Origin of the sequence: Rubrimonas cliftonensis (genome assembly GCF_900107585.1) — a bacterium.
Lineage (GTDB): Bacteria > Pseudomonadota > Alphaproteobacteria > Rhodobacterales > Rhodobacteraceae > Rubrimonas > Rubrimonas cliftonensis.
Genome location: NZ_FNQM01000002.1, coordinates 373,023 through 386,557 on the forward strand (window position 1 = coordinate 373,023; position 13,535 = coordinate 386,557).

Annotated in this window: 15 protein-coding genes; 5 read left to right on the forward strand and 10 right to left on the reverse strand. The window is 70.9% G+C overall.

Annotated elements, in window-relative coordinates:
• Positions 1-117 precede the first annotated feature (117 nt).
• The 5 genes from BLW43_RS04415 to BLW43_RS04435 form a co-directional block, all read right to left on the reverse strand.
• A complete protein-coding gene (locus BLW43_RS04415; protein ID WP_093249168.1) occupies positions 118-1,299 on the reverse strand; it encodes a S8 family serine peptidase in 1,182 nt (393 codons plus the stop codon).
• Positions 1,300-1,340: 41 nt separating this feature from the next.
• Positions 1,341-1,931 (reverse strand): hypothetical protein, encoded by a 591-nt coding sequence (locus BLW43_RS04420; RefSeq protein WP_093249170.1) that lies wholly within the window; start codon positions 1,929-1,931, stop codon positions 1,341-1,343.
• A 73-nt stretch (positions 1,932-2,004) separates the two neighbouring features.
• Complete coding sequence (locus tag BLW43_RS04425; RefSeq protein ID WP_093249173.1) at positions 2,005-2,559, reverse strand: RNA polymerase sigma factor; 555 nt, start codon at positions 2,557-2,559, stop codon at positions 2,005-2,007.
• Positions 2,560-2,806: 247 nt separating this feature from the next.
• Positions 2,807-3,097: a hypothetical protein gene (locus BLW43_RS04430; protein WP_093249176.1), complete on the reverse strand. Its 291-nt coding sequence runs from the start codon at positions 3,095-3,097 to the stop codon at positions 2,807-2,809.
• 79 nt (positions 3,098-3,176) lie between these two features.
• Complete coding sequence (locus BLW43_RS04435) at positions 3,177-3,860, reverse strand: GntR family transcriptional regulator (RefSeq protein ID WP_245730919.1); 684 nt, start codon at positions 3,858-3,860, stop codon at positions 3,177-3,179.
• A 114-nt stretch (positions 3,861-3,974) separates the two neighbouring features.
• Here BLW43_RS04435 and BLW43_RS04440 point away from each other — a divergent pair, with 114 nt between their 5' ends.
• The 4 genes from BLW43_RS04440 to BLW43_RS04455 are packed head-to-tail and all read left to right on the forward strand — an operon-like array spanning position 3,975 to position 7,742.
• Positions 3,975-5,189, forward strand: a complete 1,215-nt coding sequence (locus BLW43_RS04440; protein ID WP_093249180.1) for a CaiB/BaiF CoA transferase family protein — start codon at positions 3,975-3,977, stop codon at positions 5,187-5,189.
• 16 nt (positions 5,190-5,205) lie between these two features.
• Complete coding sequence (locus BLW43_RS04445; RefSeq protein ID WP_093249183.1) at positions 5,206-5,991, forward strand: enoyl-CoA hydratase; 786 nt, start codon at positions 5,206-5,208, stop codon at positions 5,989-5,991.
• Positions 5,988-6,458 (forward strand): PaaI family thioesterase, encoded by a 471-nt coding sequence (locus tag BLW43_RS04450; RefSeq protein WP_093249186.1) that lies wholly within the window; start codon positions 5,988-5,990, stop codon positions 6,456-6,458. Before BLW43_RS04445 ends, BLW43_RS04450 begins: the two co-directional genes overlap by 4 nt.
• Before the next feature lie 18 nt (positions 6,459-6,476).
• On the forward strand, positions 6,477-7,742 hold the full coding sequence (locus tag BLW43_RS04455; RefSeq protein WP_093249190.1) for an aminotransferase class V-fold PLP-dependent enzyme: 1,266 nt from the start codon (positions 6,477-6,479) through the stop codon (positions 7,740-7,742).
• A 7-nt stretch (positions 7,743-7,749) separates the two neighbouring features.
• On the opposite strand, the gene BLW43_RS04460 is transcribed toward BLW43_RS04455, so the two are convergent.
• From BLW43_RS04460 to BLW43_RS04480, 5 genes are all read right to left on the reverse strand, one after another.
• Positions 7,750-8,802: an Ldh family oxidoreductase gene (locus BLW43_RS04460; protein WP_175478758.1), complete on the reverse strand. Its 1,053-nt coding sequence runs from the start codon at positions 8,800-8,802 to the stop codon at positions 7,750-7,752.
• Positions 8,803-8,804: 2 nt separating this feature from the next.
• Positions 8,805-10,331 carry a tripartite tricarboxylate transporter permease gene (locus BLW43_RS04465; RefSeq protein WP_093249197.1) on the reverse strand — a complete coding sequence of 509 codons (1,527 nt, stop codon included), beginning with the start codon at positions 10,329-10,331 and terminating at the stop codon, positions 8,805-8,807.
• 25 nt (positions 10,332-10,356) lie between these two features.
• On the reverse strand, positions 10,357-10,803 hold the full coding sequence (locus tag BLW43_RS04470) for a tripartite tricarboxylate transporter TctB family protein (protein ID WP_093249200.1): 447 nt from the start codon (positions 10,801-10,803) through the stop codon (positions 10,357-10,359).
• Between the two features lie 69 nt (positions 10,804-10,872).
• Positions 10,873-11,853 (reverse strand): Bug family tripartite tricarboxylate transporter substrate binding protein, encoded by a 981-nt coding sequence (locus tag BLW43_RS04475; RefSeq protein WP_093249204.1) that lies wholly within the window; start codon positions 11,851-11,853, stop codon positions 10,873-10,875.
• A gap of 93 nt (positions 11,854-11,946) precedes the next feature.
• Positions 11,947-12,597, reverse strand: a complete 651-nt coding sequence (locus BLW43_RS04480; RefSeq protein ID WP_175478759.1) for a GntR family transcriptional regulator — start codon at positions 12,595-12,597, stop codon at positions 11,947-11,949.
• A 186-nt stretch (positions 12,598-12,783) separates the two neighbouring features.
• Here BLW43_RS04480 and BLW43_RS04485 point away from each other — a divergent pair, with 186 nt between their 5' ends.
• Positions 12,784-13,524: an SDR family NAD(P)-dependent oxidoreductase gene (locus BLW43_RS04485; RefSeq protein ID WP_093249209.1), complete on the forward strand. Its 741-nt coding sequence runs from the start codon at positions 12,784-12,786 to the stop codon at positions 13,522-13,524.
• The last annotated feature ends 11 nt before the right edge of the window (positions 13,525-13,535 follow it).

Sequence of the window (13,535 nt, forward strand, 5' to 3'; positions counted from 1 at the left end):
GCGAAGCTGCGCGCCCGGCGCGGCGTCGGACCCGGCTGCGCGAGGCCCGCCGCCCCAAGCCGTCGCCCTGTCGCGGTTCTCTTGTCGGCGACTGATCCGGTCAGCGCGGCGAACGCCCTAGCCGCCGCCGCAGCTTTCGGGCGCGGAGACGAGCCCCGCGCCGAAAATGGCGTCGCGGCCCGCCGGGCCCAGATCGCGCGCTCCGGCCGCGAGCCGGCGTCTGACGGCGGAGATCTCGAGGCTCTCCAGCCCGTGGTCGGCGGCGATCGCGGCGGTCACGAAGGGCGCCGCCGCCGAGGTGCCGTTGAGGACGCGCATGCGTCCCCGGTCCATCAGCAGGATGTCGACGCCGGGCGCGGCGAGGTCGATCTCGGCGCCGCGCGCCGCGCGGTCGTAGACCTCCAGCGTCCGGTCCACCGCAGTCACCGCCAGCACGAAGGGGAAAGCCGCGGGGAAGCGGGGCGGGACGGCCGGGCCGTCGTTGCCGGCCGCGGCGACCAGAACCATGTCGCGCGCCGCCGCCCGCGCCAGGCCGCGGTCGAGCAGCTTGTTGCGCGGCCCGGCCAGACTGATGTTGACGACGTCGACGCCCTCGCCGCGAAGCCAGTCGACGGCGCGGAGGATGCCGACGACGCCCGCCGCGTCGCCGCCGTCGATCGCGGGATCGACGACGTTGGCGCTGTGGAGCGCGGCGCCGGTCAGCCGGCCGGGGCCGGTGAGTAGGCCGGCCATCAGGTCGCCGTGGTCGGAGGCGGGCGGCGCGTCGGTCTCGAAGAACTTCCGCTGCACGACGCGGCCATCGGCGAGGCCCGGGTGGGACGGCGCAACGCCCGCGTCGATCATGCCGACCGAGCGCACGGCCTCGCACCCGTCGTCAGGCCATCCGATCAGCGCATTGGCGTAGAAGCGGCCGGCTTCGGCGCCCGTCGCGCTCTGCAGCCGGTAGAGATGGTGCGCGCCCGCGGTCGCGCCGGGCGACGCGGCTTCGATCTCGGCGATGGCCTGCGCGATCGTCCGCCCGGGCGGAATCGCGAGCACGATCAGCACCTCGTCGAGATCGGTCAGACGGTGGGTCGAGATCTCCGTGTAGCCAAGACGCAGCGATCGCGCGAGCGTCGCTTCATGGGGCGGCGCGGTCAGGACGACGACTTCGCGCGCGTCGAGGATCTCCGCGGCCGGCTGGGCGGAGCCGCCCGCTTCCAGCAGGGGCTGAGACGGCGCCGCGCAGGACGCGGCGAGCAGGGCGGCGAGCAGGGCGGCGAGCGGGGCGGCGAGCGGGGCGACTGGGCGCTGGCGCATCTTCGTCCTCCGGCAGGTTCGTTTCAGACGACGGGCCAGGCCTATTCGTCCGCGACGAGGTCGATCAGGGGCGACGCCTCCAGACGCGCCCGGGCCGCGTCGCGGGCTTCCGCCGACGCGAAGCCGAGCCGGTAGAGGCCGATGGCGCCGGGCCCGTCGACGATGCGCGCCTCGACGCTCGTCAGCAGTTCTGCGATGGCCGCAGCGGTCGCGTCGGGCGCGAAGCCGACGCCGAGGACATGCCGTGCGGCGGGCTCGGACGCGGTCCGGTAGGCCGGGGCCTCGCCGCCCGTCCACTGCGCGGCGATGTAGACGGCCTGACCCAGCCCGACGACGGCGAGCAGCGCCGCCGCCGCCCGCCACATGGCCATGCGCCGCGGCGCGGCCGCATCGGCGCGCCCCGAGGGCTCGCGCCTGATGGCGGCCTCCAGCCGGCGCCAGCCGAAAGCCGTGGCGTCCGGTCCGGCGTCCTCGCCGCGAAGCGCCGGCCCGAGCCCGCGCATCAGCGCGATCTCCGCCTTGAGGGCGGGTTCCGCCGCCATCGCCGCCTCGATCCGGTCGGAGAGATCCGGCCGGGCCGCGCCCCGGACATAGGCGAGAAGGTCGTCCTCCGAGAATTGCCGGGTCGCCATTTCCTTCACTCCTCGCTGCGGGCCACTTGTTCTGACACTGCAATGTCGTCCGGCCCGCGCCTCCGGTTCAAATTCATCCGCCGAGGCGGGAAAGGCAGCGCATCAGAAGCTTCTTGGCGTGAAACACCCGCGTCTTGACGGTTCCTTCCGGAATGCCCTCGATCGCCGCGACTTCCGGGTAGCTGAGCTCCTCGAAGAAGGCGAGATGCACCACGGCGCGATGGTTGGCTGACAGCTTCCCGACGCATTCCCTGACGCGCCTGGCGTCCTGCGCCGCGGCGATGACGTCGTCGGCGTTCGGGTCGTCGCCGGGCGTCGTCTCGTCCGGCTCGCCCAGCGACACGCGCGCCTGCTTGCGGACGTGATCGACGGTCTTGTTCCGCGCGAGCGAGAAGATCCATGACCGCACCGAGGAGCGCCCCTGAAAACCCGCCGCGCCGCGCCACACGCTCAGCATCGTTTCGTGAACGATGTCGGCGGCTTCGGACTCGTCGCGCAGGCGGCTGCGCACGAAGCGGCGCACGGGCTCGGCATGCGCGAGGTAGAGCGCGCGCATCGCCGCAACGTCGCCCCCCGCCACGCGCGCCAGAAGCTCGGCGTCGCGCGGGTCGTCCGCCCCTTCGATCATGCAGCCCCTTCCAGTCGGGGCGCGCGAGCGACCCCGGTTCCGTCGGATGCGCGCGGGCCGCGAACCGGCGCTGCGACTGCTGCGTATCACGGAGGCCACATGGCGACCAAGCGCAGGATGGGCCGCGCCGCTTACCGCCGGGGGCGGCGCGTCGACGATCTCCGGAGCGTGTTCCAAGTTGACCGGATCAGTCGGCGACTGGAGAACCGCGACAAGGCGACAGCTTGGAGCGGCGGAGCTGGCGTCGTCAGGCCGAACGCCGCTCCGGTCGGCGCGGGCGCCCGAAGGAGGCGGGATCGCGACGGATGGCCCGCTCGACGGCCTTGAAGTCCAGCGCGGCGCCACGCTTCGCCATCAGGATCGCGACGACGCTTTCGCCGCCGTCCCGCCGAGGCGCGCCGGCTTCCGCGGTCTCCCGCACGCCCGGCCGCTCGCCGAGCGCGGTCGGCGCGTTCGCGAGGCGGCCGACCTCCTGCGCTACCTCGGCCCCGCTGACGGCGACGCCGCCCGGAGGTCGCCCAGAGGCGGTTTTCCGCATGGCGTTCCTGCAAGGCGGGGGTCATCGGAAGGTCGGCCTTGCTGGCGTCGCGGACCGTGCTCGGACGGTCGGCCGATGCTCAATCGGCCTCGACGATGTTCATGTAGCGCGCCAGCCCCGACCGGATGTGGACCTCGGCGGCCTGCCGCGCCTGCTCCGGGCCGCCTGCGGCGACGCCGAGCAGGATCGCCTCGTGCTCCTCGATCGACCGCGCGATGTTGGTGGCGATGGAGAGGCCGCGGCGACGGAAGAGATGCATCTCCTTCACGAGGTTGTCGTAGATCGTCTTGCCCTTGGGGTTGGCCGCCGCCTGCATCAATATGTCGTGGAACTCGATGTTGAGCGCATAGTATCCGTCCGCGTCGTCCTCGACATGGGCGCGGCGCATCCGGTCCATGTTGCGCTCGAGCCTCTGCACGAGATCGCCCTCCATGCCGGCGCCGACCCGCCGCGCCGCCGACGCGCAGGCCATGGCGAAGATGGCCCCGCGCAGGTCGTAGAGGTTGCGCACTTCGGCGATGGTCGTCTCGTGAACGAAGGCCCCGCGGTTCGCGATGAGGTCGATCAGCCCGGAATCCGCGAGCGAACGGATCGCCTCGCGCACCGTGCCCCGGCTCACCCCCATGGCCGTGGACAGCGCGAGTTCGTTGAGCTTCTCGCCTGCCGCGAGATGGCCCTCGATGATCATGCGCTCGATCTCGAGACGCGCCTCGCCGGCGAGCGTCGCCCGCTGCTGACCGATGGATTTCGCCTCAAGCGCCATGGCGCCATGTCGCTGGGCGCGCCCCTCATTGTCAACAATTAACATTTACATTGCGCGGCGTCGGGCCATGGCTTAGACGGATACGGCACGCGCCAGTTCGACGGGAGACCAGCCATGGCAGAGCCTGCGTCGCACCAGACCGCCGGAGCAGCCGCCCCGGCGAGCGAGGCGCTCGCGGGGCTTCGCGTGCTCGACCTCACGCGCGTGCGCTCCGGCCCGACCTGCGTGCGCCAGCTCGCCGACTGGGGGGCGGACGTCGTCAAGATCGAGGCGCCCGAGGATGCGGCGCAGTTTGGCGGGCCGCGGTCGGGGCCTGACTTCCAGAACCTGCATCGCAACAAGCGCAGCCTGACGCTCGACCTGAAGTCGAAGGAGGGTCTGCGGGCCTTCCGCAGGCTCGCCGAGACCGCCGATGTGGTCGTGGAGAACTTCCGACCCGGCGTGAAGAAGCGGCTGGGGATCGACTACGACACGCTCGCCGCCGCCAATCCCGGGCTGATCTACGCCTCGATCTCCGGCTTCGGGCAGGACGGTCCGCTGGCCGACCGCCCAGGCTTCGACCAGATCGCCCAAGGCATGGGCGGCCTGATGTCGATCACCGGCAAGCCCGGCGAGGGGCCGATGCGCGTGGGCATCCCGGTGGCGGACCTGTGCGCAGGCCTGTTCGCGGCGCAGGGGATCATGATCGCGCTGCTGGAGCGGGCGAAGTCGGGCAAGGGGCAGTGGGTTCAGACGTCGCTCCTGCAGGCGCAGGTGTTCATGCTGGATTTCCAGGCCGCGCGCTTCCTCATGGACGGCGAGGTGCCGAAGCAGGCGGGAAACAACCATCCCACGTCGATCCCCACCGGCGTCTTCCGGACTGCGGACGGCCACATGAACATCGCCGTCACCGGCAACGTCATCTGGCGGAAGTTCGCCGAGGCGATGGGCCGGCCCGACTGGCTGACCGACGACCGCTACGAGACGGCGCCGCTGCGCTCGGAAAATCGCGACGCGCTGGGCGCCGAGATCGAGGCGATCACCGAAACCCGCGCCACGGCGGAATGGATCGATACGCTGATCGCCGCCGGCGTGCCGGCTGGCGAGATCAACGACATCGGTCAGGTCTTCGCCGACCCGCAGGTGCGCCATCTCGGTCTCGCCCAGCCCGTCGTCAGCCATGAGCGGGGCGCGACGGAACTCGTCGGCCAGCCGATCCACATGAGCCGCACGCCGAGCCGCATCGCGTCGCCGCCGCCCATGGCGGGCCAGCACTCCGCCGAGATCCTCGCCGAGCTCGGCTACGGCGCCGGCGAGATCGCCGCGATGAAGGCTTCCGGCGCAACCTGACCAGAAAGACCGAGCCATGACCGACAAGATCATCACCGAGCAGTCGGGCGACATCGCCCGCATCGTCTTCAACCAGCCGGAAAAGCGCAACGCGGTCTCGCTGGAGATGTGGGAGGCGGTTGAGGCGGCGGTTACGCGCTTCGCCGCCGACGAGAGCGTGCGCATCCTCGTTCTCTCGGGCGCGGGCGGCAAGGCGTTCGTCTCGGGCGCGGACGTCTCGAAATTCGAGAGCGAGCGCGCCAGCGCCGAGGCCGTCGCCCACTACAACGCGACGACGAAGCGGGTTTACGATCTTGTGGAGGCCTTTCCCAAGCCGACCATCGCGCAGATCGACGGCTTCTGCGTCGGCGGCGGCGTGGCGCTCGCGCTCTGCTGCGACCTGCGCATCTGCGGCGACAACTCGCAGTTCGCGATCCCCGCCGCGAAGCTGGGCCTAGGCTACGGCTTCCCCGGCATCAAGCGGCTGGTCGACGTGGTCGGCCCGGCCTTCGCCAAGGAGATCTTCTTCACCGCCCGCCGCTTCGACGCCGAGGAGGCGCGGATCATGGGGCTCGTCAACCGGGTCGTGCCGGCCGAGAAGGTGGGCGAGGCGGCCGAGGAGACGGCGCGGATGATCGCCGAGAACGCGCCGATGACCGTCAACTCGGTGAAATTCATCGTTGGCCAGACCGTGCTCCCCGAAAGCGGGCGCGACCTCGCCGCCTGCGACGCCCGCGTGAAGGCCTGCTTCGACAGCCAGGACTACATCGAGGGCCGCCGCGCCTTTCTCGAGAAGCGCAAGCCGGAATTCGTCGGCGCATGAGCGCCGGGGCGGCGGCGCGGTCGGTCGACGCGCAGGCGGCGCGCGGGCGGCTGGAGCAGGCGCTCGACGGCCACAGCCAGGCGTTCGAGACCTTCTTTCTCGCGCGCTTTCTCGATCTTTCCTTCGAGTATCTGCCGGCGGACGCGCCGGACGCCGGGAAGGAGGCTTGCCGCGTCTCCTTTCCGGTGAGCGAGATGGTGATGAACCCGCAGGGCTCGCTCCATGGCGGGGTGATGGCCTCGGCGATGGACATCTCCATGGGCCATCTCGTGAACAAGGTGGCGGGGCCGGGCGCGACGATCGAGATGAAGATCCAGTTCATGCGGCCCGTGACCGAGGGCATGGCGACTTGCGAGGGGCGCTTCACGCGGCGCGGCCGCGCGCTCTCCTTCATGGAGAGCCGCCTCACGGGGCCCGACGGCAAGCTCGCGGCGCTTGCGACGGCGACATGGAAGATGCCTGGTTGAGAAAGCAGGGATGACGCGATGCTGACCTCCAAGCCCGGCCTCATGGATGAGGTCCGCGCCCGTTTCGCCCATGTCGACGCCTGCCCGTTCGACGGTCCGCGCGTGTTCTTCGAGAACGCGGGCGGCGCGCTGACCCTGAACTCGGTGGTCGAGACGACGGCGCGCATGGCCGCGATCCCCGACAACCAGGGCCGCGACAACCCCGCCTCGCACGCGCTGGTCGCGATGATCGACAAGGCGAAGGCTGACATGCGGGTGCTTTTCAACGCGCCCGACGGGCAGTTCTTCGTCGGCGAGAGCGGGACCGAGCTCATCTTCCGCCTCGTGCGCGCCGCGGCGATGGGCACGCCCTCGGGGCGGGTGCTCGGCAGCACGCTGGAGCACCCCGCGACCCGCAGCTCAGCCGCGAAGTGGGCCGCGGCGGCGGGCAAGCCCCATGTCCTCGTGCGCCACGACGTCGCGACCGGATCGGTCGGCCCCGACGAGTACGCGCCCGAGATCACGCCCGATACGCGCGTCGCCACGATCCTGCACACCTCGCCCGTCACCGGGATGGGTGTCGACGTCGCGGCCGTCGCGCGCGCGATCCGCGCCGTGGCGCCGGAGTGCTTCATCATCGTGGACGGCATCCAGCACGCCGCGCATGGTCGGCTCGACATCGCCGGCTACGACGTCGACGGCTATGTCGTCTCCCCCTACAAGGCGTTCTCGCGGCACGGCTACGGCGTTGCGTGGGTCTCGGATCGGCTGTCGGCGCTGCCGCACGACCACCTGCTCGACGCGCCCGGCGCGCCGTGGGAGCTCGGCACCCGCGACACCGGCGCCTACGCGACCTTCTCCGACGTGGTGGACTATTTCGAATGGCTGGGGAGCCATTTCACGGTCGCGGAGGACCGCCGCGCGCGCATCGTCGCCGCCGGGGAGGCCATCCACGCCCATGAGAAGGCGCTGACCGACGCGATGCTGCGCGGCGTCGGCAACCAGAAGGGCCTCGCCGACATGGCCGGCGTCACGATCGTCGGCGGCGTCGACAACCCCCGGCGCGAGGGCCTCGTCTCGCTGTCGGTGGCGGGCAGGGAGGCGCCCGAGGTGGTCGCCGCGCTGCGCGACCGCGGCGTGCGCACCCACACCCGCAAGGCCGATCACTACTCGGGCAACATCCTCGACCCGATGGGGCTGGCCACCTGTGTGCGCGTCTCGATGTGCCACTACAACACCGAGGCGGAGGTCGCGCGTTTCCTCGCGGCGATGCGCGAGATCACGGAGGGAGCGGAGGGGGCCTGAGCCGGCGTCAGAGAGCCGCGCGGGCCCGCAGATCCTCCAGCAGGGCGCGGGGCAGGGTCAGTCCGTCCCGCCGCGCGGCCCGCAGCGCCGCCAGCGCACGGTCTCCGGGCATCCGGATCGGCGCGGCGCCGGGCCGGGCCGGCGTCCCGCCGAGGGCTGCGCGGACCGACGCGAGCCGCTCCGCGAGCGCCATCGGGGCCATCAGCGCGCCGGCGTCGATCAGCAGGAACATGTGGCCGAGATCCTGCCGCGCGCCCGGCGAGCCGAAGGCGTCCGGCCCCTCCCATGCGAGCCTGCCGCCCGACAGCCCGGCGGCGAGCAGGTCGAGCATCAGCGACAGCGTCGCGCCCTTGTCCCCGCCGATCGCGAGCAGCACGCCGGAGAGCGCGGCGCGCGGGTCCGTGGTGGGCTCGCCCTGCGCGTCGATCGCCCAGCCTTGCGGGATGGCCTCGCCCACTGCGGCGGCCTTGCGGACGCGCGCGCGCGCGGCGACGGAGAGCGCCATGTCGAACAGCACATGCGCGCCGTTCGGGTCGGGAACGCCGATCCCCAGCGGCGTGTTGCCGAGACGCGCCGCGCGCCCGCCCGCCGGCGCGATCATCGGCGAGGTGGTGGTGGTGACGACGGCGGCGAAACCTGCCTCCGCCGCCTCCCACAGATAGGGCGCGATCGCGCCGAAATGGCTGCCGCCCCGGCAGAAGACGGCGGCGACGCCGGTTCGGCGGGCGGCGGCGATCCCCTCCTCCAGCGCCCGCGCGGCGACGGCCGGGCCGAGCCCGCCGCCGCCGTCGAGCCTGAGCAGCGCCGGGGCGAGGGTCTCGACGCGGGGCGCCGCCGCGGGGTCGACGCCGCCCGCCGCGATCCGGTCGCAGTACTGGCCGACGCGGATGAGGCCGTGGGTGGCGACGCCCATCGCCTCGGCCATGGCGAGAACGCGGGCGGCGGCGCGGGCGGGCCGCTCGGCTGCGCCGGCCCGCTGGAACGCGCGGGCGGCGAGGTCTTCCGCCTCGGTCAGGCTGACGGCCTGCGCCGGCGCGTCCGTGGCGCGCTTCGTCTCCACGCTCAGCCGCCGGCGCTCTCGGCCGACGCCGCATTGCGCGACCCGAAGCGGTTCAGCAGCGGCAGCAGCAGCACCAGCGTCACGGTCACGCCGATGATCCAGAGCGACGGCGCGCGGTCCACGAAGATCATGAAGGAGCCGCGCGAGATCGTCAGGGTCTGGCGCAGCGCCTCCTCGGCGAGCGGCCCCAGCACCAGCGCAAGGACGAGCGCGGCCGGCGAGAACCCGTAGAGCCGCATGAAGAAGCCGATGACGCCCGCGGCGAACATCAGGTAGAGCTCGATGAAGCTGGCATGGACGCTGAACGTCCCGATCGCGCAGATCACCACGACGGTCGGGCCTAGGATGCGATAGGGCACCTTGATGATCTGCACGAACAGCGGGATCGCGAAGATGCTGATCGCAAGCAGCGCCATGTTGCCCAGATACATCGAGGCGATGAGGCCCCAGGCGAGCTCGGGGTTCGTCTCCATGAACAGGGGGCCGGGCCGCAGACCCCAGAGCAGGAAGGCCGCCAGCAGCACGGCGGTGGAGGCCGAACCGGGGATGCCGAGCGTCAGCAGCGGGATCATCGCGCCCGAGGAGGCCGCGTTGTTGGCCGTCTCCGGCGCCACGAGGCCGGCCATCTCGCCGTTGCCGAAATTGTGGCCGTTGCGCGAAATCGAGCGCTCGGTGGAGTAGGCCATGAGCGAGGCGATCGTCGCCCCGGCCCCCGGAATGACGCCCACGACGAAGCCGAGGATCGAGCCGCGGACCATCGTCATCCGCGTCGAAAGCCAGTCCTCCGCCGTCGGCCAGAAGCGCGACTGGCGGTCGTACTGCACGATGCCGCCGGTGCCGGTGCGGTGCAGGCCGGTGTAGAACGCAAAGAACAGCTCGCCGAGGCCGAACAGCCCGATGGCGACCGGGATGAAGTAGACGCCCCCGATCAGCTCCGCCGAGCCGAAGGTGTAGCGGCCCTGGCCCGTCTCGAGGTCGACGCCGACGGTGCCGAGTGCGAAGCCGATCAGCGCCGAGATCACCCCCAGCTTCCAGTGCGACCCGATCATGACGATCAGCGTCAGCATCCCCATGACTGCGAGCAGGAAGTATTCGGGCGGGCCGAAGCTGCGCGACACCTGCGCGAACATCGGCGCGAGGATGGTGATCAGGATCACGCCCACGGTGCCGCCCACGAAGGAGGCCGCCGCCTGCATCACCAGCGCCGGCCCGGCGCGGCCGTTGCGGGCGAGGGGGAAGCCGTCGAAGGTGGAGGCGACCGTGGCGCTCTCGCCGGGCGTGTTGAGCAGGATCGAGGTGATCGTCCCGCCATACATCGCGCCGTAGTAGATCGCCGCGAGCATCATGATCGCGCCGGTCGGGTCCATCCCGAAAGTGACCGGAAGCAGGATGGCGAGGCCCGCTGACGGCCCGAAGCCCGGGATGACGCCGACCACCATGCCGACCATCGCCCCGATCAGGAGATAGAGCAGGTTTATCGGCGAGATCGCGACCGAGAACCCCATCATGAGGTCGGAGAAGACATCCATCGGACTGTGCTCCCTGGAGCCGCGCTCAGATCGGCAGATCGATGAGTGCTGGCGGCATGTTCGCGTTGAGCAGCTGGTCGAAGAGCAGGTAGACGACGCCCGGAACGATCACCGCGACGAGCCCGTTCGTCAGGCGCCGCCCCGGGTTGAGCACGGAGAGGGTGAGCAGCAGGAACAGGAAGGTCGCCACGAAGCCGCCGAACAGTCGCAGGAGCACGGCGTAGCCGAGCGCGAAGGCGATCAGTACCGCCACGTCGCGCCACTGCTCGAACGCGCCTCCGGGGCCGCGCCGCGCGCGAAGCTCGTCGACGAGCGCCCAGAGGGTCATCACGATCGCCGCGACCCCGATGATGCGCGGAAAGAAGCCCGGCCCGAGCCGCCCCGTGCGCGACAGGAAGCCGAGATCCGCAAACGCCACATAGCTGTAGAAGATCGCGCCGGTGAGCACGACGAGGAAAAAGGCGATGCGCATGAATTGCGCTCCCATGCGTGAGGGACCGAACGCCCGGAAGCGCCCGGCCCCCTGACTGTCGCTGACCGATTACTGGATCGCGCCGACCGAGCGCAGAACCTCGCCGAAGCCGTTCTTCGTCCTGCTCAGGAACGCGCCGAACTCGTCGCCGTAAATGACGGTGGGCGTCAGCGTGTTGCTGCGGATGTACTCGCCCCATTCAGGCGTCTCGACCACCTTCTTCATGGTCTCGATCCACCATTCCTGCGCCTCGGCGGGCGCGTCGGGCGGCAGGATCAGGCCGCGCGGCATCGACACGCCGATGTCGTAGCCCAGCTCGCCCATGGTCGGCACGCCGGCGAGGGCGTCGGGGACGCTCTGGCCGGAAAACACGAGCGGGCGCAGGTCGCCGGACTCGATCAGGCCGAGGATCTCGCCAGGGTTGCCCACCATGGCGTCGAGCGCGTTCGAGAGCAGCGCCGTTGTCTGTTCCGACATCGAGTTGAACGACACATAGTCGAACTCGAAGCCCGCCTTCTGCGCGAACAGCGTCGGCACGATGAAGTCGACGTTGACCGTGCCCGTGCCGCCGATGTTCATCGGGTTCGCCTTGGCGTGCTCGATGAACTGCTCGATGTTCTGAATCTCGCTGTCACGGTTCACCACCAGCACCAGATCGTCGGTGGTCAGAAGGGCGACGGGCGTGAAGTCCTCCGGCTGCCAGGGCGTGTCGGCCTGCAGCGGCGTGGTCACGAAGCTCCCCGAGGTGGTGGAGATGCCGTAGGGGTCGCCCGACTGGGTGTAGAGGTAGCCCCAGCCGACCGCGCCGGAGCCGCCGGCGCGGTTCTCGGCCTGGATGTCGCCGGGATAGAGGTCGTACTTCGTCAGGATGTCGATGATGTTGCGCGCCATGATGTCGTTGCCGCCGCCCGGGCCGAAGGCGATCGTCCAGTCGAGCGTCTCGTCGGCCGAAGGGTAGTCCTGCGCGACCGCAGGCGACGCGAGCGCAAGCGTCGCGGCGACGGCGGCGGCCTGAAGCCTCTCCCGCGTGAAGATGGTTCCGAAGTCCATGTTATCCTCCCTGGATGGTGTTCGGTCAGCAGCGGAGGCGCGCCCGAGGCGTTCATCCGCTTGTTGCGTCTTGCCGACTCGTTGTTTCGTTCGTCAGAGCGTTGCGATCAGGCGCGCCTTTCCGTTCAGGTGGTGGGCGGCCCCGGCGCGCCGCGCCGCGTCGGCGTCGCCGGCCTCGATGGCTGCGACGATGCGGCCGTGCTCGCGGTTGGAGAGCCTCAGCGACGCCTCCCCCTTCAGCACCTGCCGCCGCATGAGCCGCACCTCCTTGCCGAGCGAGGCGTAGAGCGCCTGCGTGCGCGCGGCGCCGGCCTCGGCGGCGATGCGGTCGTGAAAGGCTAGGTTGAGCTCGAAGTAGCGCCCCTCCTCCGCAGCGTCGATCGCCGCCTCCATCTGCGTCACCTCGGCGCGCAGAGCGGCCCTGAGCCGCGCGTCGGCGCATTCCGCGACCTGCGCGCAGAGCTGCCCGGCGATGAGCGCCCGCAGGTCGTAGAGCTCCAGCGCGTCCTCGACCGAGAGCTTGCGGACGAAGACGCCATGGTTGGCCACGGTCGTCACGAGGCCGTCGCGCTCCAGGGACCGCGCCGCCTCGCGCACCGGGCCGCGGCTCACGCCGAGCCTCTCGGCGAGGGCGAGTTCGTCCAGCCGCTCGCCGGCCGCGACCTCGCCGCACAGGATCATGCGCTCGAGCTCGTCGCGCACCTCCAGCACCAGCGGACGCCGCCGCTCGAAGACCTGTCGCATGTTCGAGGCCATCTCCATCGCCCCGATCACAAGGGATGGATTGTAGAATGTCAACATTATTCCATTGATTGCTGGCGCCGGCGGGGATACCCGATAGGGTGGCGAGACAGCCGGAGCCGTTCCGGAAATGCGGCGCGGAGCCGGCGCAAGCGTCTGACACACCGCGAAGAAGCCGAGGGATGAGAGATGACGGAACGGACACTGGCAGGAAAGACCGCGTTCGTTTCCGGCTCGGGCCGAAACATCGGCCGCGCCGTCGCGTTGCGACTCGCCGGACTTGGCTGCGACGTCGTGGTGAACGGCGCGAAGGACGAAGCCGCCTGCCGCGAGACCGCCGATCTGGTGGAGCGCGCCGGGGCGAAGGCCCTCGTGGCGATGGGCGACATGGGCGCCGCCGCGGACATCGAGGCGATGGCTGCGGCGGCGCTGGAGCGCTTCGGCGGCGTCGACATCCTCGTGAACAACGCCGCGCGCCGGCCGCACAAGCCCTATCTGGAGATGAGCGACGCGGACTGGAGCGGCGTGCTCGACGTCGCTCTCACCGGCGCCTTCCGGGCGAGTCGGGCTTTTCTGCCGGGCATGGTCGATCGCGGCTGGGGCCGGATCATCAATTTCGCCGGCATGAAGGCGATCCGCGGATATTTCGAGGGCGCGCCGATCTCGGCCGCGAAGCACGGGGTCTGGGGGCTGACGAAGGCGCTTTCGCAGGAGTTCGCGCCGAAGGGCGTCACGGTGAACGCGATCTCGCCGGGCCAGATCCGGGCCGACAGCGCGCGGGAGGACGATCCGAAGCGGGTGGCGACCATCCCGGCGGGCTTCATGGGGCGCCCGGACGACGTCGCCGCAGTGGCGGCCTTCCTCGCCTCGCCCGACGCGCGCTTCGTCACCGGCCAGATGATCGCGGTGAATGGCGGGGAAGAAACCTGAAACTGCCCGCC